Origin of the sequence: Rhizobium sp. Root149 (assembly GCF_001427345.1) — a bacterium.
In the GTDB taxonomy this organism is placed as follows: Bacteria; Pseudomonadota; Alphaproteobacteria; order Rhizobiales; family Rhizobiaceae; genus Neorhizobium; species Neorhizobium rhizoryzae.
In genome coordinates this window covers 57715-84660 of the sequence record NZ_LMGD01000026.1, presented here as the reverse complement: position 1 = coordinate 84660, position 26946 = coordinate 57715, and the positions used below count along the sequence as shown (strand labels likewise).

The 26946-nt window shown below is 57.5% G+C and carries 20 protein-coding genes and 7 pseudogenes; 20 read left to right on the top strand and 7 right to left on the bottom strand.

Annotation, left to right across the window (positions count from 1 at the left end):
- Window positions 1–159 precede the first annotated feature (159 nt).
- A complete protein-coding gene (locus tag ASD54_RS25500; RefSeq protein ID WP_062557410.1) occupies window positions 160–909 on the top strand; it encodes a glucose 1-dehydrogenase in 750 nt (249 codons plus the stop codon).
- Between the two features lie 77 nt (window positions 910–986).
- Window positions 987–1271, top strand: coding sequence for a nitroreductase family protein (locus ASD54_RS25495; protein ID WP_348272053.1), 285 nt, complete (start codon window positions 987–989; stop codon window positions 1269–1271).
- Here the strand turns inward: ASD54_RS25495 and ASD54_RS26355 are convergent.
- The 3 pseudogenes from ASD54_RS26355 to ASD54_RS25480 all read right to left on the bottom strand — a co-directional run.
- Window positions 1233–1838 (bottom strand): annotated as a pseudogene (locus tag ASD54_RS26355) (transposase); the annotation flags it as partial. The gene ASD54_RS25495 and the pseudogene ASD54_RS26355 overlap by 39 nt on opposite strands.
- Before the next feature lie 358 nt (window positions 1839–2196).
- A pseudogene (locus ASD54_RS26350) lies at window positions 2197–2625 on the bottom strand (transposase family protein); the annotation flags it as partial.
- A gap of 60 nt (window positions 2626–2685) precedes the next feature.
- Window positions 2686–3822, bottom strand: a pseudogene (locus tag ASD54_RS25480) (IS3 family transposase).
- A gap of 642 nt (window positions 3823–4464) precedes the next feature.
- Between ASD54_RS25480 and ASD54_RS25470 the strand changes: the two are divergent.
- Window positions 4465–6816: an EAL domain-containing protein gene (locus tag ASD54_RS25470; RefSeq protein ID WP_062557406.1), complete on the top strand. Its 2352-nt coding sequence runs from the start codon at window positions 4465–4467 to the stop codon at window positions 6814–6816.
- Between the two features lie 8 nt (window positions 6817–6824).
- Window positions 6825–7247: a BLUF domain-containing protein gene (locus tag ASD54_RS25465; protein WP_062557405.1), complete on the top strand. Its 423-nt coding sequence runs from the start codon at window positions 6825–6827 to the stop codon at window positions 7245–7247.
- Between the two features lie 257 nt (window positions 7248–7504).
- Here ASD54_RS25465 and ASD54_RS25460 read toward each other — a convergent pair whose 3' ends face one another.
- The gene (locus tag ASD54_RS25460) at window positions 7505–7951 is read right to left on the bottom strand and encodes an AraC family transcriptional regulator (protein WP_062557404.1); all 447 of its coding nucleotides are present in this window, start codon (window positions 7949–7951) and stop codon (window positions 7505–7507) included.
- A 122-nt stretch (window positions 7952–8073) separates the two neighbouring features.
- Here ASD54_RS25460 and ASD54_RS25455 point away from each other — a divergent pair.
- Window positions 8074–9044, top strand: a pseudogene (locus ASD54_RS25455) (IS3 family transposase); the annotation flags it as partial.
- Between the two features lie 209 nt (window positions 9045–9253).
- Here ASD54_RS25455 and istB read toward each other — a convergent pair.
- Both istB and istA read right to left on the bottom strand, forming a co-directional pair.
- A pseudogene (gene istB / locus ASD54_RS25450) lies at window positions 9254–10053 on the bottom strand (IS21-like element ISSme2 family helper ATPase IstB).
- Window positions 10053–11341, bottom strand: a pseudogene (gene istA / locus ASD54_RS25445) (IS21 family transposase). The pseudogenes istB and istA overlap by 1 nt, the downstream one beginning before the upstream one ends.
- 72 nt (window positions 11342–11413) lie before the next feature.
- On the opposite strand from istA, the pseudogene ASD54_RS27540 reads away from it, so the two are divergent.
- The 15 genes and pseudogenes from ASD54_RS27540 to ASD54_RS25375 all read left to right on the top strand — a co-directional run.
- Window positions 11414–11596, top strand: a pseudogene (locus ASD54_RS27540) (hypothetical protein); the annotation flags it as partial.
- A gap of 118 nt (window positions 11597–11714) precedes the next feature.
- Window positions 11715–12473 carry an SDR family NAD(P)-dependent oxidoreductase gene (locus ASD54_RS25440; RefSeq protein WP_082547399.1) on the top strand — a complete coding sequence of 253 codons (759 nt, stop codon included), beginning with the start codon at window positions 11715–11717 and terminating at the stop codon, window positions 12471–12473.
- Window positions 12474–12574: 101 nt separating this feature from the next.
- The gene (locus ASD54_RS25435) at window positions 12575–14260 is read left to right on the top strand and encodes an FAD-binding protein (protein WP_062557402.1); all 1686 of its coding nucleotides are present in this window, start codon (window positions 12575–12577) and stop codon (window positions 14258–14260) included.
- Window positions 14261–14274: 14 nt separating this feature from the next.
- On the top strand, window positions 14275–14574 hold the full coding sequence (locus ASD54_RS25430; protein ID WP_062557401.1) for a YciI family protein: 300 nt from the start codon (window positions 14275–14277) through the stop codon (window positions 14572–14574).
- Window positions 14575–14710: 136 nt separating this feature from the next.
- A complete protein-coding gene (locus ASD54_RS25425) occupies window positions 14711–15760 on the top strand; it encodes a branched-chain amino acid ABC transporter permease (RefSeq protein ID WP_062557400.1) in 1050 nt (349 codons plus the stop codon).
- A complete protein-coding gene (locus ASD54_RS25420; protein WP_062557399.1) occupies window positions 15760–17577 on the top strand; it encodes a branched-chain amino acid ABC transporter ATP-binding protein/permease in 1818 nt (605 codons plus the stop codon). The genes ASD54_RS25425 and ASD54_RS25420 overlap by 1 nt, the downstream gene beginning before the upstream one ends.
- Entirely contained in the window at window positions 17577–18299 is a 723-nt protein-coding gene (locus ASD54_RS25415; protein WP_156379376.1) for an ABC transporter ATP-binding protein, read from the top strand. The genes ASD54_RS25420 and ASD54_RS25415 overlap by 1 nt, the downstream gene beginning before the upstream one ends.
- Window positions 18300–18365: 66 nt before the next feature.
- On the top strand, window positions 18366–19517 hold the full coding sequence (locus ASD54_RS25410; RefSeq protein WP_062557397.1) for an ABC transporter substrate-binding protein: 1152 nt from the start codon (window positions 18366–18368) through the stop codon (window positions 19515–19517).
- Between the two features lie 60 nt (window positions 19518–19577).
- Window positions 19578–20285 carry an NIPSNAP family protein gene (locus ASD54_RS25405; protein WP_062557396.1) on the top strand — a complete coding sequence of 236 codons (708 nt, stop codon included), beginning with the start codon at window positions 19578–19580 and terminating at the stop codon, window positions 20283–20285.
- Window positions 20286–20332: 47 nt separating this feature from the next.
- Window positions 20333–21175, top strand: coding sequence for a fumarylacetoacetate hydrolase family protein (locus ASD54_RS25400; RefSeq protein ID WP_062557395.1), 843 nt, complete (start codon window positions 20333–20335; stop codon window positions 21173–21175).
- Between the two features lie 13 nt (window positions 21176–21188).
- A complete protein-coding gene (locus tag ASD54_RS25395; RefSeq protein ID WP_062557394.1) occupies window positions 21189–21929 on the top strand; it encodes a GntR family transcriptional regulator in 741 nt (246 codons plus the stop codon).
- 72 nt (window positions 21930–22001) lie between these two features.
- On the top strand, window positions 22002–23639 hold the full coding sequence (locus ASD54_RS25390) for an FAD-dependent monooxygenase (RefSeq protein ID WP_062557393.1): 1638 nt from the start codon (window positions 22002–22004) through the stop codon (window positions 23637–23639).
- 17 nt (window positions 23640–23656) lie between these two features.
- A complete protein-coding gene (locus ASD54_RS25385) occupies window positions 23657–24406 on the top strand; it encodes an SDR family oxidoreductase (RefSeq protein ID WP_062557392.1) in 750 nt (249 codons plus the stop codon).
- A gap of 1 nt (window position 24407) precedes the next feature.
- The gene (locus ASD54_RS25380; protein WP_062557391.1) at window positions 24408–25163 is read left to right on the top strand and encodes an SDR family NAD(P)-dependent oxidoreductase; all 756 of its coding nucleotides are present in this window, start codon (window positions 24408–24410) and stop codon (window positions 25161–25163) included.
- Window positions 25164–25353: 190 nt separating this feature from the next.
- Window positions 25354–26331, top strand: coding sequence for a VOC family protein (locus tag ASD54_RS25375; RefSeq protein WP_062557390.1), 978 nt, complete (start codon window positions 25354–25356; stop codon window positions 26329–26331).
- Window positions 26332–26738: 407 nt separating this feature from the next.
- On the opposite strand, the gene ASD54_RS25370 is transcribed toward ASD54_RS25375, so the two are convergent.
- A complete protein-coding gene (locus tag ASD54_RS25370) occupies window positions 26739–26927 on the bottom strand; it encodes a hypothetical protein (RefSeq protein ID WP_244484856.1) in 189 nt (62 codons plus the stop codon).
- Window positions 26928–26946: the final 19 nt, after the last annotated feature.

Genomic DNA, 26946 nt, shown 5'->3' with positions numbered 1-26946 from the left:
CAACCCCCAGGTTTTCGACGGCACCATCTGCGGTCAACATGGGCGCTGCGGGCCGATATCACCTGGAACCAGAAACGTTCCGAAGCAGATCGGCCGCGCCTTTGAACGGCTCGGTATCCGCATCAGTCGACGGATCAACATCAAAGAGGAAGCAGAGACATGAACAAACTCGATAAGGTCGTGGTCGTAACGGGCGGCGCCAAAGGGATCGGAGAGGCGGCGGTTCGCCTGCTTGCCAGCTCCGGCGCGAAGGTTGTCATCACGGATGTCGATACCGAGGCTGGCGAGAAGCTTGCCGGTGAACTTGGCGATGATGTCACGTTCTTCCGTCACGACGTCGGCAGCGGGGATGACTGGAAGGCCGTTATCGACCATGCGGAAGATCGGTTCGGGCGCGTTGACGGTCTGGTCAACAACGCCGGCATCTTCATTCCCGCCGACATCGCGGAGATCGATATCGAAGCGGCCGCGAAGGTCATCCGCATCAACCAGATCGGCCACCTGATCGGCATGAAGCATGTCGTTCCTGCGATGCGTCGGGCCGGTGGAGGTTGGATCGTCAACGTCGGCTCGGAATCCGGTGCGCGGGCGATGCCGGGAATGATCGTCTATGCCGGCACCAAGTCGGCCGTCGCGGGCCAGACCCGCACGGCATCGGCCGAACTGGCGAAGGAGGGGATTCGTGTGAACCTTGTCATGCCCAGACCGATCCGAACGCCGATGATCGCGGCACTCGGCGACGAGAAGGTTCAGGGCATTGCCCAAGGCGTCCCGAGGGGACGGCTTGGCGAGCCGGAAGATATTGCGGCCGCCATCGCCTTCCTGCTGTCCGACGATGCCGGCTTCGTCACCGGCGCGGAAATCGCCGTTGATGGCGGGCGGATCGCCGCACCGATCGTGTTCGGCTGACCATAGTCCGCCTGCGAAACCAAGGCCACCCGGGCTTCGGGCGGCCCCACCTCCAGCCCACGAGTTATTGGACAGACATGATACAAAACCACTCCTCTGCCACGACAGCCAACCGCCCCCGGTCTGCACCCGGGATGACCGTCGCCGACGCCGTCACCACCCGGCGCTCGATACGTGCCTTCACCGACGAGCCGATTTCGCTGGAGACCCTCACCCGCGTGATGGAGCAGGCGCGTTGGGCCCCGTCCGGTACCACCGAAGCGTGGCTCCCCTGGCGGCCGCCAGTCGATCGCGATGCCGGCATCCTGGCATCCCCGCTTGAAAGACTGGCTCCTAAAATCGGCGCCGTTGTCGACGTGTAAGGTATCTGGCAAACCTGCGACGGGCCAAGCCTCGCCGATCTCCCGTTCACGGAGCCAAGCTGACTTGTCAAAAACGGAATGCAGAAGGCAAAGACTAGTCGAAAGGCGGGAAGGGGCATCCATCGTGAGGTAGAAGCCCGTCACCATCCGGCTGCAGACATCCATCGCCAGCGTCAGCCAAGGTCGGCCGATCGGCTGCCGCGTTTCCTCGTCAACGACAAAGATATCCGCTTTCGTATGATCGACTTGCACGATCTGCAATGGCCGGGACGCAGCTAACACCCCGGGAACAGCACGAGTGTTCTTGACGATTTTAGTTTCGCCGCGCCGTTTGGCCCGCTTCTGTAGATCGATGTCTTCGAGTCGAGCTTTGATTGTTCGGCGATGAGGCGGCCGAAGTCCAGCGGAGATGCAGTTCGTCTGCACATCCCGGACCAGCTGTGTAAATGATGGACGATTGCGGGTAAGGTAGTACCGGCTGATCGTCGTCCGAATGATCTCCTCCCGCCTGTCATCTAGCAGCCGATGTCCTTGTGGTCGGCCGGGCTTGCGCTCCACCAGGCTCATCACGGTGCCGCCGGCCCGGAATAGCTTGATGAGGCGGTATGCAGTCGCTTGACTGATTTTGAGGTCGGTCGCAAGCAGTGCCACATCCGCCACTGACATCCTGCCAGTGCGGCTTTTCAGACATTCGCGAATTGCGTCTGCGCGTCGACACGCTTCATCCCAAAGCGCTTCGTCAACTTCGTCAGGAAAGGGGTCACTCACAGCAAGAAACCATCGATTGCCTCGATCGTCTGATTCTCACATTAAGTGATCAGATTTAGGCAGAATTCTCAAGTTAAGTGCTTATTCTCAAATTAAGTGCTGAGCTATCTCTTTGAATTTGTCGCGACGGATTCTTGGGGTTAAGTGCAAAGCGACACCTTCGCCGCTCCAGATCGCAGACAATCGTATAGGTTTGGCCTCGCCTGAAGGCAAAATCATCAATACCGATGACAGTGAGTTCATCGTTGTGATCGGCGATACGGCGGCGAACTACCCGTAACAGAGTGTCATTGCTCACCGGCACCATCAGACGGTTGGCAAAGGCGGCCGCAGGTCTGCCGCCAAGCGCCAAACCAAGATGGTGAACGATATTCTTCAGCCGCTGCGTACGCCGGCCGCAACGTGTCAGCACCCCATTATCGAACTGTTCGCAGAAGATGCGCCGACCACACAGAACGGCATCACACCAGAATCGACGCGCCACGATTGCCAGTTCAACTCGCCAACCGCTGAAGGGCAGGTCAGCGGGCCGCCGTAGATACCAGCTTTGAACTCGTCGGCTCCGTCGCCCGCAAGCTGGACAAGAGAGGTGGCTCGGTTTGTCTGAACAGTTCCAGGCGTTTCGGTAAGTGGATTTCCGCCTCGATTATGCCGCCACCATCATTGGTGCCAGCGCGGTGAAGTAGGCATGATCCGGCGTCTGCCGGTCGAGGGATGAATGTGGGCGTCTGGTGTTGTAAAAGTTCAGATATCGGCCGATGCCAGCGCGGGCCTCGGACACTGTTTTGTAGGCGTGGAGGTAGACTTCCTCATATTTGATCGAACGCCAGAGTCGTTCGATGAACACGTTGTCCCGCCGCGCCCTTGCCGTCCATGGAGATGGCGATCTCCGCCTTCTTCAGCACGGCGGTAAAGTCGATGGAGGTGAACTGCGATCCCTGGTCGGTGTTGAAGATTTCCGGCCTGCCATGACGGGCAAGTGCCTCCTCTACTGCCTCGATGCAGAAGGCTGCTTCCATCGTGATCGACAACCGCCATGACAGGACCTTCCGGCTGAACCAGTCCACGACGGCGCAGAGATAGACAAATCCCCGCGCCATGGGGATGTAGGTCAAGTCCATCGCCCATACCTGATTAGGCCGGGTGACCCCCAACCTTCGTAGGAGGTAGGGATAAATTTTGTGCCCAGGCGCTGGTTTCGAGGTGTTCGGGCGGCGATAGATCGCTTCGATGCCCATCTTCTTCATCAGCGTGGCGACGTGCAGCCGCCCAGCTTCCAGCCCTTCTCCTCTCAAGAGCCCTTGCAACATCCGACTTCCCGCAAAGGGGTAGTCGAGATGCAACTCATCGATCCGGCGCATCAGAACCAGATCGCCGTCTGGCACCGGACGAGGCAGATAATAGACGCTGCCCCGGCTGAAGCCGAGAAGCTTCGCCTGGCGCACCACGGATAGCTTGTGCTCGCGGTCGATCATTTCTTTCCGCCCAGCAATCCCGCCTTGCCGAGCGCACCGGATAAAAAATCGTTCTCCAGTGTCAGTTCGCCGATCTTGGCGTGCAGTGTTTTGACATCGACGGTTGGACCCGCCGGTTCCGCCTTCGCTTCATCGCCAAAAACGCCTGTCGCCCCCTCAAGGAGCTGGTCTTTCCATTGCTTGATCTGGTTGGCGTGCACGTCAAACTGCTGGGACAATTCCACCAGAGTTTGTTCGCCCCTGATGGCGGCAAGTGCCACCTTTGCCTTGAAAGCCGGGCTGTGGTTCCGGCGTGGTCGTCTTGTCATGGTCTCTCCTGTTCCCGGCATCTAAGCCGAAGTCAGGCAGAAATTCCACTTATCCTAGCTGTGCAGATTTCCCGAGCCACCTCTCTACTCCTAGTGTTTGCACTAGGACTTCCGATGTTCGCATCAACCTCGCAAGACGGTCTTCGCCGGGGGCTTACGAGACATCGCGATGTCCACTCGCACGATTGGTTCATCTTCCACGACAATGACCGTGACCATGCTATCTGCCATAGCTTGCACTTTCCGCCACCAACCTGACCACCGACTCTTTAGTACGCTTGAACCCAGCTAACTCGCGATCAATCGCATTGATCCAACGATTTTCAGCGGATGCCTTCAAGGTTTAGGCCATGCTCGCTTCAGCCAAGCTGCAACCATGATCGGATGCCGCTTGGCAGCTTGGGGGCGGTGCGTAAAGATGGCCCGTGATCGCCAGCGCCAACACAAAGATTGATCTTCTTGGTTGCCGCTATGGAAGGACGGGGTGCCTATCCGAATGCCTATAGCTGTTCCCTCACACTACGCGGAAGCCATAGCAAAGCAGGAAAATTCATTAAGCATATCTTCAGATTCACACGCCCCACCTAATCGTTAAGGATGCCGTTTACCCGTCGCGTTTAAGTTGCCCGCCAGGAGAGTTGGATGGAAACAATCTACAATTGCCTGCGCGACGCTCATGATCAAGATCTTCTTTTGATCGCAGCGGCCGTTTGCGTCACAGGCGTTTATGCATCAATTTCGCTTGCGCGCCATGCTGGACGGCTTGACGAGAAAGGCCGCAGATTTTGGTTGATGGTCGCAATCGTGGCCGCCGGCTCTACCGCTTGGGCCACTCATATGATTGGTCTCCTCGCATTCCAACCAGGTATGCAATCGGGTTTCGACCCATACCTGACAATTCTCTCGCTGTTGTTGACCGTAATGGGGATCGGTGCCGCTTTGACCGTGTCTATCGGCACCCGTAATCGTGGCAGGCGCGCCAGTTCCGGCATTTTACTTGGCCTAAGCATTGCCCTGCTACACTATCTGGGCCAGTACGCCTACCTCGTTACTGGTACCATCAGTTGGGATCACCAACTCGTCGCTTTATCGCTCGTCGGCTCCCTCCCGCTGTTTTCCGCTGCGATCGTTCTATCCGGTGAGAGACCTGCCTGGCTTCGGCAGCTTGCCGCGCCAATTCTCGTCGCAGCGATAGCTCTGCTCCACTTCTCAGGGATGGCAGCGATCCGGTTTGCTTACGACCCCCGCATCGGCTTACCAGATACGGTGCTGTCCCCCGAAATGATTGCACCTATCGTCGCTGGCGTCAGTGTCACCTTGCTCATCCTGGCTTTTCTTGGACTGCGGTTTACGCTCGCCGCTCGTGCGCAGGCTGCTAAAGATCGTACAAGGTTGAAGCAACTAGCCGATTTGGCTGTCGAAGGATTGGCCATCTGCCAAGACGGCGCCATTGATGCTGTAAACAACAGTCTAGCGAAACTCGTAGGCTGTTCGCAGCAAATGCTTAAAGGTCAAGCGATCGCATCGTTGCTGCCGGACACACAGCTTGACAGCCTTTCTGAAGAGAAGGAGTTAGACGGCGAGCTCGTCGCGTCGGACGGAAGTCGAGTGCCAGTTCGGTTGCTTCGCCGAACAGTCAAGATTGGCAAGTCCGAGCATGTCGTCATCGCCATACGCGATCAGAGAGAACGTCTGCGCGCAGAACATAAGATGCGGATCCTGGCCCATACCGACTCACTGACCGGTCTTTCTAACCGACTACAATTTACCCAGACCCTCTCCTCGCGCTGTGAGACAGCCGAAATGACGGGTGAGCAGTTTGCACTTCTCCTTCTCGATTTGGATCGATTCAAGTTCGTAAACGACACATTTGGGCACTCCATGGGCGATGAGCTGCTCAAGCGCGTCGCCCAACGAGTTCGCGCCTGCAGCAAGGCTTCTACTTTTGTTGCGCGTCTGGGTGGCGATGAATTCGCCGTCGTTGTTGATGCGGCGAACGCGGAAACCGCTGCTGAAAACTTCACAGACCTACTCAGTAGGCCCTATCTCATTGACGGTACAGTGATAGACATAGCAGCCAGCGTCGGAATTGCCCTCTGTCCAGATCACGGCAATGATCTTTCGACCTTAAGTCGAAACGCCGATCTTGCGCTCTATGCGGCGAAGAGCACAGGTGGCAGTGTTCATCGCCTGTTTGACCGCAGTATGAGCGAACGAGCGCACGCCCGGCGCCAGCTCGAACTCGACCTCCGGCGTGCGCTGGTCCGAGAGGAATTCGATGTTTACTACCAGCCTCAGGTTGATCCTTCGGACGGAAGTTTTCAAGGGGCCGAGGCTTTGGTACGCTGGATACATGCAGAACGGGGCATTGTGTCACCTGCTGACTTCATTCCGCTCGCGGAAGAGACCGGCTTGATCTCACAGCTCGGCGAATGGGTCCTTCGCGCCGCCTGCGAGGAAGCAAAGGCTTGGCCGTCGCATCTTACGGTAGCCGTGAACCTGTCGCCTGTTCAACTCCGCGATCAAGCCTTGGCAGGGCGTGTCATGCAGATCTTGCAGGAAACGGGGCTACCACCCACGCGCCTCGAACTTGAAATCACCGAGACCGCCCTTCTTCAAGACGAAACCATGACTTACAACACACTGCATGCCCTACGGGCGATCGGGATCCGAATTTCTATGGATGATTTCGGAACCGGATATTCCTCGCTCAGCTATCTGCGGCGCTTCCCGTTTAACAAGATCAAGATCGATCAATCGTTTGTTCGACACGTCCCAGAAGATCGGGAGTCTGTCGCCATCATACAAGCAGTGACATCTCTCGCGTCAAAGCTGAATATGACCGTGACAGTGGAGGGAGTGGAGACGCCTGAGCAGAGAGCATTTACCGTCAACGAAGGCTGCAATCAAATTCAAGGTTACCTGATCAGCCGCCCTATTAATGCAGCGTCTATCCGGAAGATATTTCAAGAGCCACTCAGGTCTGTCGCGTAAGGAACCCCGTGCCCCTCTATAAGCTGCTCTATCGTAGCGATGTATCGCTTAAAGGCTCGCAAGATGACGTCGATCGTCAGATCGGAGACATTGTGCGAAGTTCCGCCTTATCAAATAGCAATGTAGGGCTTACAGGCGCCTTAATCGCCTCGGAAGGCGTTTTCATTCAAGCTTTAGAAGGGCCACTGCCGGCGCTTGAAGCGACATTTGAAAAGATCTGCCAAGACCTCAGGCACAAGCGCGTGAGCCTAATTGAACTTGCGGCAGCCGAAGAGCGGACATTCTCTGAGTGGAGCATGGCTCGTGTCCACGATGGAGTTGCCATGCTGGCTCCTTTCACTGTGTCAAATAACAAAGATGCCAGTCGCCTCGACGCTTCATTGATAAAAACACTTGTTACTTCGATGCGACACCTTCTTCTAGTTGGTTGATTGGCATGATCATTCGAGGATGTCGACTAACCGTCAAAGCCCGAGCATCGCGTTATCGTTGCCTTCGCAACCGTGAGCCATAACGAAGGAACAGTTCGGCTTCCGCCCGCTCAGGTTGGTGTCCACGTCGCATAAAACTGCGATGAACTCCAGTTCACGAAACCAGGGAAGGTCCCTCCCACTTAATAGTTTACTAATCGACCGAGTTGCCGGGTGACGGAATCACCAAAGTTGTCAACGCGACGGAGACGATGGGACTACAGGCGGTCTTTGAACGCCTTCACACTCATTCCCATCCATGATTTGAAAGTCCTCTGGAAATACGCGCTATCCTGGAAGCCGAGCCTGCCGGCGATTTCGTCGATAGTCATTTCTCCTGCGGCCAGAAGTAATTTGGCCTTTTCCATTCGACGTCGGAGCACGTGCTTATATGGGGTCTCTCCGGTCGCCGCCTTAAACGCCCTGCTGAAGTGGAAGCGGCTAAGGCCCGCAAGTTCTGCAAGGCTCGATAGGCTGAGATTTGAGCCAAGGTTTTCCTCGATAAACTCGTCGATAAGTGCCAGAGGGGCTCTGCCAAGGGACTGCGGCTCTCTCAATTGTGACATTGTCGCCTTGTGGATCGCCAAGACGGTAACGAGCCCCAACGCTTCTTCGTACAGACCGTCGGAATGACCTTGAGCCAATAGTCTCGCCCACTGGCACATATATCCCTCGACCTCCTCGCTCCGGTAATAGACCCTTTCATCGGCACGCTCGATAAAGCGCGCGCCAAGCTCCTCTCGAATGGACGCGGGGGAATGAGCCGAGTCCTTTGGCTCGCTTCGCCAACAAGCGGCTTCGCAAGGCGGTGTCGGACCTGACGCTCGAGAAACTGATCTTGAAAGAGGCTGCCTCGGGAAACTTATGAGCCCTTCCCGCCGCCGCCGATGCATCGACCATGTCATGGCGAAGTTCTCCCTCTCGGAGCGCTTCGCCTGCAAGGTTCTGGGCCAGCACCGTTCGACCCAGCGCAAGAGGCCTGGAGGCAGGCCAGATGAAGAGGCATTGACCGCCGACATCATCCGGCTCGCTTCCCGCTATGGCCGTTATGGATATCGCAGGATCACCGCGATGCTGCGGCGCGAAGGCTGGACGGTGAATGCCAAGCGCGTCGAGCGCATCTGGCGGCGGGAGGGGCTTAAGGTTCCCCAAAAGCAAGCGAAAAGAGGGCGTCTCTGGCTGAATGACGGATCGTGCATCCGGCTTCGACCGGAGCACCCCAACCATGTCTGGTCCTATGACTTCGTCGAGGGCCGCACCCACAATGGCAGGAAATTCCGCATGCTCAACATCATCGACGAGTTCACCCGGGAATGCCTGGCAATCCGCATCGATCGCAAGCTCAACTCCACCGACGTCATTGATGTTTTGTCGGACCTGTTCATCCTGCGCGGCGTGCCGGGCCATGTTCGTTCCGACAACGGCCCGGAGTTCATCGCCAAGGCCGTGCGGGAGTGGATTGCCGCTGTCGGTGCGAAGACCGCATTCATCGAACCAGGAAGCCCATGGGAGAACGGCTACTGCGAGAGCTTCAACTCGAAGCTTCGCGACGAACTGCTCAACGGTGAAATCTTCTATAGCCTCGCCGAGGCAAAGGTCATCATCGAGGCTTGGCGACGCTACTACAATACCGAGCGGCCGCACTCATCGCTCGGATATAAACCCCCGGCACCGCAGGCTATCATCTGGCCTGCGGTGCCGCCCGGATCGGCACCGCCATCTGCCCAGGCCATGGCCGAAAAGCCGATCATACATTAAGACTGAAACCGGACCACCTTATGGGGTCAGGCCAATTGCATTACGCAGTGAACCCGGATCGAAATTCTACAGCCATCTTCCACTGGAATAGAGTCTATCTCGACCGTGCAATCACACAACTGAAGTGAGCGGGTCGAGACATTCCGGATACTCTGTTGTCAAGCGAAGCGAAGAATTGACCCCTTCGGCGAATTGAAGAACTGACCCCTTCATTGATTTGCAGTTTCATCGGTTTTAAGCGCCGCTCCGGCCTTCTGCAGAAGGCCGGAGCGGCGCTTTTCGCGCAGTCGATAGCTGTCGCCGCGGATAGTGATCACGGTCGAGTGGTGAAGCAGACGGTCCAATATCACCGTTGCCACGACTGGGTCGCCAAATACGCTTCCCCATTCCCCTACAGAACGGTTCGAGGTGATCAGGATCGAGCCCTTTTCGTAACGGCGGGACACCAGTTGGAAGAACAGATGTGCGGCGTTGGCCTCGAAGGGCAAGTAACCAAGCTCGTCGATGATCAGCAGCTTCGGCCGCGACAGGATGGTCAACTGCTTATCGAGTTAGCCATCGCTATGGGCCTTCGCCAGCATCGCCACCAGCGTCGCCGCCGTGACAAATTGGACGTTGTAGTTTTGACGGATGGCTTCCCGGCCAAGGCTCACGGCCAGGTGGGTCTTGCCTGTGCCCGGTGGCCAAGGAATAGCACCGTGTCGCCATGGGCGATCCATCGGCAGGTCGCGAGCTCCCGGATCTGGCCCTGATCCAGTGATGGCTGCGCCTCAAAGTCGAAGCCGTCCAATTCGCGAACGAACGGGAATTGCGCCAGTTTGCTCGACATCGATATTCGCCGCTCGTCGCGCCGGGCAATCTCGCGCGATACAAGGAAAGCCAGCGCCTCGCGCAGGTTCATCTTTGAACGAGCCGCCTCATCCAGCAGAGTGTCGAGCTGGTCGCGGATCGCCGTAAGCTTCAACCGATCGAGGGTCGCGATCAACAGGTCATGATCAACGTTCGCCATCACCAGCTCCCTCCGACAACCGCCTCGTATTCCGCAAGCGGACGCAAGAGGCTGGAGGGCGAAAGCTCGATGGGTGCAGCGGCTCGCACGAGCCCCTCGGCCCCGGCAACACCGATAAAATGCGCTCGGTCTACAATCCGTTGTCGTCGTCCCTCGCAAACGGCATGGTCGGCGACCACTTGGCCGGCATGCCGTATAATGACACGGCCAGCCAAGACCACCACCTGGACACTCTCACCTATCAGGCGCCAAGGAACCGAATAGCTGTTTGTATCGAGATCAACGGCACAATTCGACTGAACCATGCGGACCAAATCCCGCAACTGTCCAAATGTTGCCCAACCGGCCAATGGACGTAACGCCTTCGCTTCGTCAGCAAAACGATCCGCCGGTTTTATTCCAGTAGTCCCGTGTTCACGCTGATCAGCAACCTCACGCGTCCACCGATCCAGATGTGCCTCGAATGCAGCCCAGCTTTCAAAGCGGCGGCCGGCAATAGCGTTCTTCTTGACGTAGCCGACACCACGCTCGTCCTTGCCTTTCGTACGTGCCCGATAGGGTGCGCAGGCACGCGGCATGAACCCCCAGTACCGTGCGAAGGCATGCAGACGCGGGTTGAATCTTACCTCCCGGGTCACAGCATCATGGTGCTCGACCAGCGCCTTCGCATTATCGATCAGCACTTCTGCCGTTACGCCGCCGAACCGTAAGAAGGCGCCTTCCATCCCTTCGAACCAATCCGTTTGACGCTCGCGCAACGATACGCGCGTGTGCAAACGCCGCGAATAACTCAGCGTCCCGATAAACACGTGAATGCGAACCCGTTCACCGCCAATCCACACCTTCGTGTCCCCAAAGTCGACCTGCATCTGATGACCCGGAGCAGTCTCAAAACGAACGGTCGCTCGCTCTGCGCCTTTAACTCTCGTCGCCACTGACGAACTCTCAGTTCTACAGACCGAAGACCAATTCTGATGCCGTGCTCGGCGGCCAGTTCCTGACGGATCACATCGGCATTGCCGTCATGCCGGAAAAAGCGCTCGCGTAACCAGTCATCCAGTCCATCAAAAGCAGTACGGCGGACCGGCTTTTTGAACGGCGCAGCACCGCCCTCGCGGAGATATCGCCGCACTGTGTTGCGTGCGCAGCCGAACTCCTTCGACAGCCGTTTGGCGCCCCAGCCAAGATCATGCAGCCGCAACATCGCCACCACCTCATCAGCCTGAAGCATATCCCCGCCCTGCATCGTTCGTGACGTTGCAGGATGCGCCGAAATCTCAGTCGTCATCCATCTCTCCTCGTTTGACACGAGGGGGCAATTCTCCATTTCGTTAGGGGGTCAATTTCTCACTTCGCCCGACATCTGTTGAAGCACATCTCGCCGCTGAGTTGGGAGCATCTCAACCTTACCGGCATCTACACTTGGGATGCCGAACATCAGATGCTGAACGGATTTCGATCGCTTCGTCTGCCAGCCGGGCTGCGGCGGGTCGCATGCGCTCTCATTCTGTTCGCCCTTAGCATACGATTTCGACTGCTCTAGTTCTCGCCCCTGTGAAAACGAGAGACGTTAAAAAATATTGAGAGTGAGAGATCGGTTTGACAATACTAACATATTAGAATATTAGCTGTGAACGGTGTCCTGCAAATGGTCATTGAACATGAAATGTTGTGGGAGGAGGTCGTCCATCATGTCAGCAGTATGTGTTGTTACGGGCGCAGGTGGAGGTATCGGACGTGCGATTTGTTTTGAGCTCGCACGACGAGGGAACCGGATTGTGGCGATCGACATGGATCCTCGTTCTCTGGCGAAGGTGACGGCCGATCTCGGTGCGGCCGGGCACAATTGCACCTCGGCATCCTTCGATCTGACGGATGCGAACGCGCTCGACAGGTTTTCGGACGATCTCGCCGAGGTCGACATTCTGGTCAACAATGCCGGCATTTTTAACTCTGCCGAATTCGACAATCTGACTGCCGCCGATTTTCGGCTGCAATACGACTTCAATGTCGTGGCAACGGCTGAACTCATTCGCCGATGCGTGCCGAAGATGAAAGCCGGAAGCGCAATCGTCAATTTGGCATCGGTCTCCATGTTCGGGGGGCTGTATACTTCGCATTATTCGGCCTCAAAGGCAGCGGTTGGCGCGCTCACGAAATCGCTTGCGCTGGAGTTCGCGAGCAGAGGGATTCGCGTGAACGCGGTTGCGCCGGGGCCGATCGCCACTCCAATGCTGCTCGGACGACAGGACAGCGATTTCGCCAACGTTGTGAAGCGCATCCCGCTCGGCCACTTCGGCGAACCGGAAGACGTCGCCGCCGCCGTAGGCTACCTGTCTTCGTCAGAGGCAAAGTTCGTGACCGGCGCCGTCCTGATCGTCGATGGCGGGCGAACGCTTACGGGCCCTCTATCGGCCTGACACGGGCTTGCTGTCTAAATCCCGCTGTCGCCTCCCTATCGTTGGGTGAGGCGCGGATTGATCAATTGAGGCCTTGGCCTCGGTCCATGGATATTAAGTATATGAGCCGTATTGAAGTCGATGTTCTTGTTCTGGGTTCCGGCGCGGCGGGACTTGCCGCTGCTACAGTTGCAGCGAGGTGCGGCGCACTTGTCCTTCTGGCCGAAAAGGAGCCCGTGTTCGGCGGGAGTACCGCGATCTCAGGCGGAGTGGTTTGGATCCCCAACAATCGCGAGATGGCCAAGATCGGGTTGACCGATAGTGGAGAGCAGGCAAAGGCCTATCTCTCTCACGTCGGTGGAAACAAGATCCGCCAGGATCTCGTCGATGCATTCATCGCAAACGGTCCCGAGATGGTGCAATTCATGCACGACAACACCGAGCTCCGTCTGATTCCGCGTCAGTGGGCGCCTGACTATTTTCCTGATGTCGAGGGTGCGTCGCATGGCGGACGAAGCATGGACCCGCAAGTGTACGACGGTAGCCGGCTCGGCAGTAAATTCTCGTCTCTCAAATGGCCGCTGAAGGAATTTCTCGTTTTCGGAGGCATGATGGTCGGGAGAAAGGAGATCGACGGTCTTCTCAATTCCCTCAAATCACCGGCCAACTTCCTGGCGACGGCAAGGATGATCACGCTCTTCTTCAAGGAAAAGTTGCTATATGGACGTGGTACGCGCTTGCTTCAGGGCAATTCGCTTGCTGCGCAGCTGCTCAAGTCCGCAATCGATGCCAAAGTGGAATTGTGGAGTGGCGTCACCACCCAGTCGCTTGAGCAGGAAGACGGACAGGTGAGGATAGCGCACATGATCCGCGCAGGTCGGCCTGTAACCGTTCGGGCGCGACGTGGCATCGTTTTGGCCGGCGGAGGCGCAGCAGCTGACGGCGCCGGTATGCGGGATGCGCTGGCGACCCCTGACCGGCATTACACAATGGCTCCGGCCGGCAATGTCGGCGACCTTCAGAAGCTTGCCATAGCGCTGGGCGCAAGGGTCGATCAGAACGTGGTCGATCCAGCCAACTATGCTCCTGTCTCGGTCATGCAGCAGCCGGATGGTAGGGAGGTCAGGTTTCCGCACCTCTTCCTGGATCGTGCGAAGCCGGGACTGATCGCGGTGAATAGGAGTGGCCGGCGCTTCGTCGACGAGGCCACGTCATATCACAGTTTCGTTCGAGCCATGATCGAGGACAAGGCCGGATCCGCGGTGCCAGCTTGGCTGGTGTGCGATGCCAGGTTCATTCGTCGTTATGGCATGGGTCTCGTCCGTCCGGGCATTGGCTCGAAGATGCGTTTCATCAAATCAGGATATCTGAAAGCGGGTTCCAGTATTGTCGATCTGGCGGCGGCGATCGGGGTTCCCTCCGATGCGCTGCAAAATGAAGTCGACAGACACAACCGGTTTGCCATTGCGGGCCATGACCCGGACTTCGGCAAGGGAAGCAACGCATACGACCAGCATCAGGGCGATCTCGCTCACAAACCCAATCCGTGCCTTGGGCCGATCTCGACAGCGCCGTTTTATGCTGTCAAGGTCTTTCCCGGCGACATCGGCAGCACAAGGGGCCTTGTCACCGATGCATCTGCTCGCGTTCTCGACGAAGCGAGCACTCCGATCGCAGGTCTCTATGCCTGTGGCAACGACATGAATTCCGTCATGGCCGGGACGTATCCCGGAGCCGGCATAACTTTGGGACCTGCTTTGACCTTTGGTTACATCATCGGCAAGGCACTCGGCACAAACGAAGCATAATCGCGGAGAATGATATGGCTTTCATGATTTTCACCCGTGATCGCAGCGACGGCGCATCCATTCGCGATGCATGCCGTGCGGAGCACTACCGTTATCTCCAGGCTAACGCTCATCTGCTTGTCGCGTCGGGAGGCCTGCTCAACGATTCCAGCGCCTATTCGGGCGGGCTGATCCTTCTCAACGTTGCCACCATGGCCGAGGCCGAAGCTTTCATCGCCGGAGATCCGTTCACCAGGGAAGGTCTTTTCGGTGAAGTGATCCTCATGCCGTGGGTTCCTGCGTTCCTGGACGGAAAACAGGTGCCGAAAAACTAATACGGCATTTACATACTAGAATATTAGAATTACAGTTTCACGTGGCTCTTCATCATTTGATGGAGAGGAATGTCAAAAGCTCGCGTTACGAGCGCTGCTACCGAAGCTGGGAGCTCGATATGCGGGAGGAGAGAAAATGGACTTGCAGATAGCCGCTATCCTGTTTCAGGACGGCATGGGCTCTGGGGCGATTTACGCAATGCTGGCGTTGGGCTTCGTCCTCGTGTTCACGACAACGCGCATCATCTTTGCCTCCTACGGCGATCTGATCGCTTATGCCGCCTTGACCCTGCATGCGCTGCAGCAAGGAAGGCTGCCGGGGACGGTAGCACTGATCGCCGTTCTTGCATTTCTGGCCGTCGCCGCCGAATGCATCGCGCTCGCTCGCCGTGGCGAGTATAGGCATATGCCTCGCGCAGTGCTGATCTGGCTCATTCTTCCGCTGCTTCCGGCGGCCATAAGTTATCTTATCGCCGGAGCCATGCTGCATCCGGCTCTTCAGATCGCTTTAACCATAGCGCTCGTCGTTCCGATCGGGCCGCTCCTGTATCGAATCGTCTTCCAGCCGATTGAAACCGCGTCGACGCTGACTTTGTTGATTGTCGCGCTTGTGCTTCATTACCTGATCTCCGGGCTCGCTCTGCTTTTCTTCGGGCCGGAAGGCATTCGCACCGCGGCGATCATTCGAGGATCTTTTGATCTCTTCGGCGTCATGCTGCAGTATCAGCTGCTTGCGGTGGTCTCCGCGGCAATCTTGATCGCTGCAATGCTTGCGGTCTTCTTTAACCAGTCGCTTTCAGGCAAGGCTTTGAGGGCTACGGCCTTCAACAGGGACGGCGCGCGGCTGGTGGGAATTTCGACGCGCCGGGCGGGAAGCATATCGTTCATGATGGCCGGCATCATTGCTTCGGTCGTCGGCATCCTCATCGGTTCGAGTGTGACCATATATTATGACTCGGGTCTGATGATCGGCCTGAAAGGCTTTGTCGGCGCCGTTCTCGGCGGTTTTGCAAGCTATCCGCTTGCGACACTGGGGTCGGTGCTGATCGGCATAGTCGAGTCCTATTCCTCATTCTTCGCCAGCACCTTCAAGGAAATTATCGTCTACCTGGCGATAGTGCCGATCATCTTGCTGAGAGTATTCATCACTCCTCATTCCGTCGAGGAAGAAGAGGAGCACGCCTGATGAGCAATAAGAACACTAAAACATCCGGAAGCATTTCGAGGGCGACCTTCAATCTGATCCTGACGTCTGCGATCATCCTCATGCTGATCCTGCCGCTCATTCTGACATCCTTCAGCATATCGATGCTCAACCTCGTCGGTATCTACGCAATATCGACGCTCGGCCTGATACTGTTGACCGGCTCCGGGGGGATCACCTCGTTCGCCCAGGCTGCCTTCGCCGGCATCGGCGCATATTGCTCCGCCTATCTGAGCCTTCGCATGGGCCTGGACCCCTGGATCGGCCTGGTTGCGGCAATGGTCGTCGTGGCAGTTTGCGCTTTGGTCATGGGCGGCATCACGCTGCATCTCGGAGGTCATTATCTTCCCATTACGACACTGGCCTGGGCTGTGGCAATTTACATGCTGCTCGGGACGATCACGCCGCTCGGCGCGCACAGCGGGGTGGGCGACCTACCGTCGATAGCCGTGTTCGGATATGAATTGGCCCGTCCCGAGCAGGCTTATTACCTGGTCTGGGGTATTCTGGTTCTGGCACTGATCGGATCGGCAAACCTGCTCTCATCGAGACTTGGCCGGGCGATCGGTGCGCTCCGAGGCGGCGCGCTCCTTGCTGAGAGCCTCGGCGTCCACGGCTTCCGGGTCCGCATGCTTCTGTTCGTGCTGGCAGCGGAACTGGCCTGTATTTCAGGTTGGCTTTTCGCGCATACGCAGCACTTTATTTCCCCGACATCGTTTGATCTGAATGCCGGCATGCAGATCCTGCTGATGTCCGTGCTCGGAGGCGTCGGCAATGTGCTTGGCGCAGTGGTGGGCTCAGCGGTGGTAACCCTTGGTCGAAACTGGATACAGGATCTGCTTCCGGCTCTGGGGCTTGGAGGTGGCACCGCTGAAATTGTGATCTTCGGCCTGGTTTTCATCCTGATCATTCAGTATTCGCCGCGCGGCCTCTCACCTTTGCTCAGCCGTATCCTGCCCTCGCGCCCCCGCCCGGAACTGCCCAGGATTGCGGACGGAGAAGGCCTTTCCTATAGCCGCACGCAGGACGCGGACCGGGGACGAGAGCCGCTTCTCAGGCTGGATGCCGTGACAAAGCGCTTTGGCGGTCTCGTGGCGGTCTCCGACCTGACCTTCGATGTCCGGCAGGGCAAGATTCTCGCCCTGATCGGCCCGAACGGCGCGGGCAAGAGTACGACCTTCGATCTGATCAGCGGCTTGAAGATCCCCACCACGGGCTCGGTCTCCTTCATTGGCCAGACCGTGGCGGCGGGACCGGCGCGTCGGCTCATTTCCAGGGGGCTCTCGCGCACGTTCCAGCATGTCAAGCTGCGACCCAAACTGAACCTGCTGGAAAACGTCATGATGGGTGCGCATTGGAGAATGCAGTCCGGCTTCTTTGCGGGCGTCCTCAAGCTCGATCGAGAAGAGGAGCGGCAGTTCGAAAAACTCGCTCTTCTCGCGCTCCATGAAGTCGGAATCGGTGATGACCCCTATATGCTGGCCGGGAATCTCGCGCTTGGTCAGCAGCGTCTCCTCGAAATTGCACGGGCGCTTGCCTCGGACCCTCTCCTTGTCATCCTCGACGAGCCTGCGGCCGGTCTGCGCGCCCTGGAGAAGAAGGATCTTGCTGCGCTTCTTCGTCGATTGCGCGGGAACGGCATCACGATACTGCTCGTCGAACACGACATGGATTTCGTCATGGGCCTTGCCGACGACGTCGTCGTCCTGGAGTTCGGCCGGCGTCTGGCCATCGGAGACCCGGAGGAGGTTCGCAACGATCCGAAAGTCCAGGAAGCCTATCTTGGGGGAGTCGCCTGATGTCGTTTCTCAAGGTCAACGGACTGGATGCGAGTTACGGCAAGATTGCCGCCATTCGCGATATTTCGATCGAAATCGAGGCTGGAACGATCGTTACGATCATCGGCCCCAACGGCGCCGGCAAGAGCACGTTCCTCAAAGCGCTGATGGGATTGATGCCCTACAAGGGTCATGCCTCTTTCGAAGGAGCCGAGCTCGGCCGCCACGAAGTTCAAGCGCGTGTCGGAAAAGGGATCATCCTCGTGCCGGAGACGCGGGAGCTGTTTTCAGAAATGACGGTGAGGGACAACCTGACGCTGGGTTCCTACAGCCGTCGCTTCCAGAGCAGGGCGTCTATTCGCGAGGATTTCGACAAGGTCTACTCGCTGTTTCCGAGGCTTGCCGAGAGGGCAGGGCAGGAAGCCGGAACGCTTTCCGGCGGTGAAAGGCAGATGCTGGCATTGGGCCGCGCTCTGATGGCACGTCCGAAGCTTCTCATGCTGGACGAGCCGAGCCTCGGCCTGGCTCCCATCATCGTCCGCGAGATCTTTCAGATCATTGCAAATCTGAGGTCGATGAATGTCGGAGTCCTGCTGGTAGAGCAGAATGCCAGGGCCGCCCTGCAGACGGCCGACTTTGGTTATGTCCTTGAAACTGGCGAGATCGTGATGTCCGGACCGGCACCGGACCTGCTCAACCATCCGCGTGTCATGCAGACCTATCTGGGGGGCTCCACGATCTGAGCGGAACAATCGGCGGTATCGCCAGGCCAGTGGTGGGTGAATTTCGTTTCAAAAGGAGGAGAATGAATGAGTAAGAACCATATCATCAGGACCGCTTTGGTCGCTGGAGTACTCGCTGCGAGCTTCGGCGTCGCCAGTGCGGAAGTCAAGGTCGGCGTCATCCATGCGCTTTCAGGATCTGCCGCCTCCCAAGGCATTTCGCAGAACCAGGCCATCCAGATCGCCATTCCCAAGGAGATTGGGGGCGAGAAGGTCAGGCTCGTTATTCTTGACGATGCAGGCGATCCGGCGATTGCGACCAGAAACGCTAAAAAGCTCATTGAAGAGGAAAAGGTCGACGTTCTTCTGGGACCGACGACGACGCCGGCTGCCATCGCAATCGCTCAGGTGGCTTCCTCTTCGAAAATCGCGCTGTTGCCCGCCGCGCCGGTAACTCTCGGGGACGCTCGTGACGAGTGGTTGTTCAACATTCCACCACCTCCGATGAAATGGATTGTCCCGATCATTGGCGACATGAAGAAGCGCGGTGTCAAGACCGTCGGCTTCATCGGATTCTCGGACGCCTGGGGTGATATCAGCTTGAAGGCGCTCCAGAGCTTCGCGGAGCAGGGAGGTTACAAGATTATTACCGATGAGCGCTACGCGCGGTCGGATACGTCTGTCACCGGACAGGTTTTGCGGGTTATCGGCGCCAAGCCGGACGCTGTATTCCTCGGCGTATCCGGATCGCCGGGCGTGCTTGCGAACGTCACCTTGAACGAACGAGGCTATGCCGGCCCGATCTATAACGGGAACGGCATCTTCAACAAGGATTTCCTCAGCCTGGGCGGCTCAGCGATCGAAGGCATATTCGCGTCGGTCGGAGCGATCGCGGTCGGCGATCAGTTGCCCGACAACGAACCTAGAAAAGCCGTCGTTCGGGATTTTTTCAACAAGTTCAACTCAACCTATGGAAAAGACAAGGCCGACGCGATTTCGGGGTTTGGTTATGATTCCGGGCTTCTTGCCACCCAGGCTATCGAGAAAGCCTTGAAGAAGGCGAAGCCCGGCACCCCCGAGTTCCGCGTTGCTGTCAGAGACGGAATGCGAGAAATCGACCGGCTGCCCGGAACCCATAGCATATACACATTCGCCGATCCGAAATGGCCATGGGGTGTCGGCGACGACGCAACGTTTCTCGTGACCGTCAAAGGCGGGAATTGGACCCTCGCCAAGTGAAAGAAGGCAGGCCCGCCTGACAATTGCGGGCCTCCACTTCCACACCAACGGATGATGACAATGAACACCTCGGACGACAGCCTTTATGAATTGCGAATCTACGCCATCGCTCCAGGACGGCTCGAAGATATGGCCCGGCGCTTTCGCGACGATATAAAGACCCTTTTCCCCAGGCACGGGATACGGATCATTGGTAGCTGGACATGCTACAGCGGTCCGAAAATGCCGGCATTCGTATACCTGATGCGTTGGAAGAACTTCGAGGAACGTGCCGCGGCATTTGGCAGTTTCGTCGCAGATCCTGATTGGCACGAGGCGCGGGAAAGGACTAACGGTCCTTCCGAACTGGTCGAGCACTACGAAATCCAGTTTCTGCGCGGCCTGGATACGGGCGAATTATCCGAGCCGATGCCCCTGTCTGCGGGCGAGACATACGAACTTGCATTGCACTGCGCCGCCAACGGTCGGGCCGCCGCCATGCGCGAAACGCTCATGAAATACGATCTGGCAGCGCGCTCGCAGGCCGGTGCCAAGGTCATCGGGGTTTTCGAGGGCATATCCGGATCGCGCCTTCCTTCCCTCGTCAGTCTCGTCCGTTGGAACGATGCCAACCAGTGGCTGAATGCGCAATCCGCAATCCGCGACGACGCTCGTCATGTCGAACGCATAGCAGAGGAAATCCGCGTCGAGGGCAGGAGCATTCTTGCCGAGGCGGACCGCTACATAATGCAGCCGGTCGAAGTCCACTGGGACGTCCGTGCCCTCTAGACAATCCACTTGAACCAAGCAGTCTGTGTCAGACAAGGAATGATGTAATGAAGCTTGTTAGTTTTTCCGTCTCGGGTCGCGAAAGCTGGGGCATTGCGGAAAAGGAAAAGATCCTTGATCTTGGGGCCGTCGCTGGCGAAGGTGTTCACGATCTTCGTTCCGCTCTGGCAAATGGCATCGATATGAAGAGCCGAGACGTGGCGCCGGTTCTCGATATCGCCGATGTCACCTTTCTTCCGGTCATTCCGAACCCCGACAAGATCTTCTGCATCGGCATCAACTACGCCACGCACCTGGCGGAGACGGGCCGGCCGGCTCCTGAACATCCGGTTGTCTTCACGCGGGTTCCCGCGTCGCAGGTCGGGCACGGCGGATCCATTCTACGCCCTCGTGAGTCCAGCCAGCTGGATTTCGAAGGCGAACTGGCGGTCATCATTGGTAAGCCTGCCAGACGGGTCTCGCCAGAGGCGGCTCTCGACTACGTGGCGGGCTACGCCTGCTACAACGACGGCTCGATACGGGATTGGCAGCGTCATACGTCTCAGTTCGCCCCGGGCAAGAATTTCTTCAGAACCGGTGGTTTCGGGCCGTGGCTGGTTACCGCTGACGAGATATCGGATCCTGCCGCGCTCAAACTCACCACGCGGCTCAATGGCACGGTGATGCAGGAGGCTCCGATATCCGATCTCGTGTTCGACGTGAAGCAACTGATCGCCTATTGCTCGACATTTACACCCCTGCTGCCGGGCGACGTGATTGTAACCGGAACGACGGGAGGCGTTGGCGTTTTCAGGGAGCCGCCTGTGTTCATGAAGGATGGCGACATCGTCGAGGTCGAAATCTCCGGAATCGGCATACTGAGAAATACGGTCGCGGACGAGGTTGTTTGAGGATATTACGAGAATGGAAGAGCTTGAGCGAATCGGGCGGCTACCGGGACAGAATTTGATGCAGCGGACTGAAGTGTTATCCATCAAACAGACAACACGTCGAGCCGGTCTGGCAGAGTATGTCTACAGCTATATCAAGGATTTGCTCCTTGACGGCAGGTTTGATACGCTTGAGACCCTTCCTGTCGAGAACTTCGCCAAAGACCTGAATGTCAGCCGACAGCCGGTGATGGATTCCCTCAAGCGTCTGGCTTTGGAAGGATTCGTCTTGATCGTTCCCCAGGTCGGTTGTCAGGTCCGCAAATACTCGCCGGATGAGATCAGCGATTTCTTTCGTCTTTTTGCCGAAGGCGAAGCGCTGATAGCCGAGTTGCTCGCCGAACGCGCCGATCGAAGTGATATCGCCGTAATCTCATCAATCTCGGAACAGATTGGTGAATTGCGGGAGCTGAAGACCAATCCGGAGGCGATAGGTCTTCAGTATCGCCACCTCAACAGGCGTCTTCATTTCGAGATGCGTCGGGCGTCGCGTTCGATACCGGTCGCCGAGGTCGTCGAATCTCTGGGCGACAGAAGTGACTTTTTCGTCGCCACGTCACGCCGGCCACTTTTCGCGGACAGGCTCAAAAGCGCACATGCCGAACATGAAGCCATCATCGAAGCTGTAAGATCGAAGGATCCTCAGCGCGCGCGCGATGTCATGAAGCAGCATATTCTCCAGATCGGAGAACGTTTGCGGAACAAAGTGTCCTGACATCAAGAAGCTCACTTAAAACGTGGGCTCCTAAAATTCTAGAATTTCTTTTGTTAACCGGGAGAACAGGTTTTGAACAGTGTCCCTGTTGTAGTCGCGGGCGGTGGCCCTGTGGGAATGACGCTGGCGTTAGATCTTGCGCGGCGCGGCGTCCGATGCCTGATCGTCGAGCGAAACGATACGACGACCAAACATCCGAAAATGGACATCACGAACTCGCGAAGCATGGAACTGTTTCGCGCGCTGGGGATAGCCGAAGAACTTCGCGCTGCGGCCGTTCCGACATCTCATCCATTCGATGTTTCCTGGATAACCGACTTCACCGGTGAGGAATTGCATCGGTTCTCATATCCGTCGGTCGATGCGATGCGGGAACGGATCAGGCAGACCAACGACGGAACTCAGCCGCTGGAGCCGCCCATGCGGGTATCTCAGGTCGTCATCGAGCCGGTCTTGCTGGCGGCGATCGCACGTCAGCCTCTCATCGAGCACAGATTCAACACGCAATTCCATTCTTACCGGGAAAGTGAGAGCGGACTTGTCGTTGCATTGCGAGACGTCGTCGAAGGAAAGACGCAGGAGATTTCCTGTCAATATCTCGTCGGCTGCGACGGCGGTGGCAGTCAGGTTCGTCAGGAAGCGGGCATTGAGCTCGAAGGACAGGCGCGGGTCATGGAACGGTTCATGACGCATTTCAGATCGTCTGAAAGAGACCTTCTGATGCGTTGGGGTGTGGCGTGGCACTACCAGTCTGTGTACGGGACCCTCATCGCCCAGGACGATGACTCGATCTGGACGCTCCATTCCCGCTTCCCGGATGGGGAAATGGGCGATGTCGACCCAAGGTCACTGATCCGGCGGTTTGTTGGACGAGACATCGATGCCGAGATCCTGGTCGCCAACCGATGGGCGCCCCATCTCCTCGTCGCCAAGTCGTATCGCAGTGGCCGCGTTTTTCTCGCAGGGGACGCCGCCCACCAATATATCCCGACCGGGGGATATGGGATGAACACCGGCATAGGCGACGCAACCAATCTCGGCTGGAAACTGGCTGCCAAGGTCTTGGACTTTGCAGGCGAAACCCTGCTCGCCAGCTATGAGGCCGAAAGATTGCCCGTCGGCAAGAGAAACTGTGCTGCGGCGAAGAAAAACAACGACGTCCGACGCGCGATCGGGGCCATCTATGGCGATGCTCTCTTCGAGCAGGGAAGCCGCGGCGATCTGGCGCGCTCGCAGGCTTCGAAAGACATCGCATCTCTCGGAAACCTCGAAAACGAAGCATGGGGCATCGAGCACGGCTATGTCTATGACGGTTCCCCGGTTGTTGGACGTGAGGAGGGCGCGGCCCCGGAATTTGATCCAGCGGTTTACGCGCCTTCGACATTTCCGGGAGCACGGCTTCCCAGCACTTTTTTACCTGATGGTACCGCTATCTATGACCTTCTCGGCGATTGGCTGACGCTCCTGATCTTCGCGAAGACGGAAGGGCGTGGCCGTTTCGAGGAGGCGGCCGCAAAATTCGGCGTCCCCCTCAAGATCGTTGAAATCGAGGCCGGCAAACTCGCAGCCATCTACGAGCGGCCGCTGATCCTTGTCCGGCCTGACCAGCACGTCGCCTGGCGCGGTGACGCGATCCCGGACCTGGGTGGGGCCATCGACGTCATCGCGCGAACGCTCGGCATCGAACGCGACGCTGAGACCAATTATTGAAAGCCAGGGAGAAGAGCATGAAAGTTGTCCTGTTGACGGGAGCTGCCCAGGGAATAGGCCGCGCCACCGCAGAGAGGTTCATAAGGGAGGGATATCGTCTCGTCGCCAGCGACATTGATATGCAGGGCTTGGAAGACTTGCAGAAACTGGCCCCCGAGCGCGTCAAAATCCTGGCGCAGGACATCACGGGGGACGCTGCGCCGCAGGCGGCGGTTGATATTGCCCTGAGCGCCTTCGGGAATCTCGACGTTCTGGTAAACAATGCAGGGATCGGCCGTCCAAAGCCCCTAGGCAAAACGACGGATGAGGAGATCGACCGATTCCTGAACGTCAATATCAGAGCACAGCTACGCTATAGCCGAGCAGCTCTCGAAGTGATGAAGCCCGGAAGTTCGATGATCAATATCTGCTCCATTTTCGGCTTCAGAGGGAGTGCCAGCGGAGGCGTGTACTCTGTGACAAAGGCCGCAATGGTCGGGCTGACCAGGCAGATGGCCGCCGATTACGGACCGACAGGTATCAGGGTGAATGGCGTGGCGCCGGGCCTCATCAAGACACCTTTGACAGCCGAGCGCATCGATAACGATCGCGCGTTCCAGCGGCTCATGGTCGACACGACGCCCTTTCCCAGAGTGGGTACGCCCGACGACATCGCGAGCGCGGTTCATTTTCTCGCGTCGCCCGATGCCAGCTTTATATCGGGACATGTGCTGGTCGTGGATGGTGGATGGCTGGCAGCCAATGGCGCGAAGCCGGAAGAGGCATGATATGACCATCGTGGATAAGCGTCTGTCCGGTAGAACAATCGTGATTGCAGGCGGCGGATCAGGGATCGGCCGTGCAACCGCCGATCTATTTGTGCGAGAGGGCGCCCGCGTGGGTATTCTCGATCGCTCGCTGGATGCCGGCAGGGAGGTCGCCGAAGCGTGCGGCGGTGATGCCGTGGAAGCGGATATCACCGAGCATAAATCTGTCGAGCAGGCCTTTCTCAAGCTCTCGCAATCTCTGGGGTCGATCGACGGCCTCGTGGTGACAGCCGGCATTTTCGATGCCGCCCTGTTCAGGGATACCGGCCCGGAGATATGGAACCGTTCCTTGGCCGTGAACCTGACGGGCACCTACACGGTCTGCCGATGCGCGCTCCCTTATCTGGAAAAATCGGCGAACTCGACAATCGTTACCCTGGGATCGGGTGTCGCGCTCGTGCCGCCCGGGCCGGGCTCTGCAGCCTATGTCGCTTCCAAGGGCGGGGTGATTGCATTCTCCCGCGCACTTGCGATCGAACTTGCGCCGTCGGTCCGGGTAAATTGCGTATGCCCCGGCATGGTGGACACACCCATGACCGGCTCGGCGATAAAAGATGCGGACGGCGAGGTGAAATCTTCCGTTGCCAGCAAATATGCGATGAACCGCGTCGCATCCGCGCAGGAGATCGCCGCATCAATCCTGTTCCTGACGAGCAATGAATCGTCTTACGTCACAGGTGCCACGCTCGCAGTAGATGGAGGGCGGACATTTCATTGATTGTCCGGAGTGTCGAACTGCCGTCTGTCGGAAGACAGGAGCATGACCCTTCGATGTGAGGCGACATGCGAGGTGAAAGATCTTTGCCCGTCGGAGCAGGCGGATAATCGTAGGTTACTCTTCTGATGACAGCGGTGTCACACCAACTGAAAGCCGCGCGATAGCGGTCTGTTTCGAAGGATACAAGGTCATGGGAATATGCGCATTGGGATATCTGGGCGTTCGTTCGCCCTTGCTTGAAGAATGGGCCGATTTTGCAGGCGGTCTGCTTGGAATGCAGAAGATCGATGGTGCCGGAAAATCGCTCGCGTTCCGCATGGACGATCGAAAACAACGCTTTGTCGTCTCCGACGAAGTCGGCGATACCCTTGCTTTCATGGGATGGGAAGTATCGGACAAGGATGATTTGGTGGCTTACGCGGCGCGCGTTGAATCTGCCGGCTTCCAGGTCAACCTCGGCACGAAGAACTTGGCCGATCGCCGCTTCGTTGAGGAACTGATCTATTTCCTGGATCCGGCGGGCAACCGCATCGAGTTGTTCTGGAAACCAATGATCGCGTCCGAGCCATTCGTCCCGGGGCGGCCGATAGAAGGGTTCAAGACGGGACCCTACGGCATGGGACACGCCGTCCTGCATGTCGATAACATTCAGGAACAACTGATCTTCTACCGTGATATCTTGGGGTTTGCGGTTTCCGATTTCGGTATCGAACCTTATCCACTCTATTTCTTTCACGTCAACGAGCGCCACCACAGCCTTGCAATGGTGGGATCGGGCAGGAAAGGATTTCATCATTTCATGGTGGAATTCAAAAATCTCGATGACGTCGGTCAGGGTTACGATCTCGCCCAACTGCAGGAAGGCAAGGTTGCCTATACTCTTGGTCGCCATACCAACGACTACATGACCTCGTTTTACGCGAATACACCGTCCGGATTCTTTGTCGAAAACGGCTGGGGTGGCCGGATCATTGAGCCGGCGACCTGGGAGCCCCACGAAACGACCGCCGGCCCCAGTTTTTGGGGCCACGAGCGACTCTATCTTGAGGAAGAGGGTGGGCGGCGAACCTTGCGCGAAATGCGGTTGAAGGCCGCAAGGGAAGGCATCAGGGCTCCAGGCATTCCCGATTGCCCGTGGCTGTATAATGATTTTCTAACCAAAAGCTGACACTAGACCAAGCCTGACTGTCACTGAGTATTTTTTCCAAAATGAGTTAGAGTCCGACCCATCGAGGACGGACTTATGAAGAAACAGCGATTTACGGAAGAGCAGAGCATGAGGTGTTGAAAGCGCTGGATGGCCTGCTGCCGGTTTGCTGGACTTTAAGTTAAGATGTTCCTTCTGAAAGCGGGGAGCCTAAACGAAAAGATGAATTATTCAGCCGCGAGTATAAGCTTGAATCGGTGAAGCTGATCAGGGAACGTGGTGTTTGAACCGCCCCGGCTTTACCGGAGACCATTTGGTTTAAGTTACGCGGCCAATGTTGGTGCGTCGTAAACATCCGAGGAAGGCCACGGGATAGGGCCTCGCGCGCGTATCGGAGCCGGTGTAGTCTGATCGGATTGCGCTGGTTCTTATGCGCCGGCGGCGTCCTTACGGGCTTCGACGATGTATTTGAGGTTCTCGATGCCGTCTTCGGAGAAGAGGACAATGTGCTCGCTCAATTCTGACGCTGGAAAGTTGTCATAGGCACTGAGGCAGCCGTCTTCGGAGAACATTTCGATCGAGAATTCGTGCAGGAAGTCTTCGTCTTCGCCGAGCATTTCGGCCCCGTATTTCAGC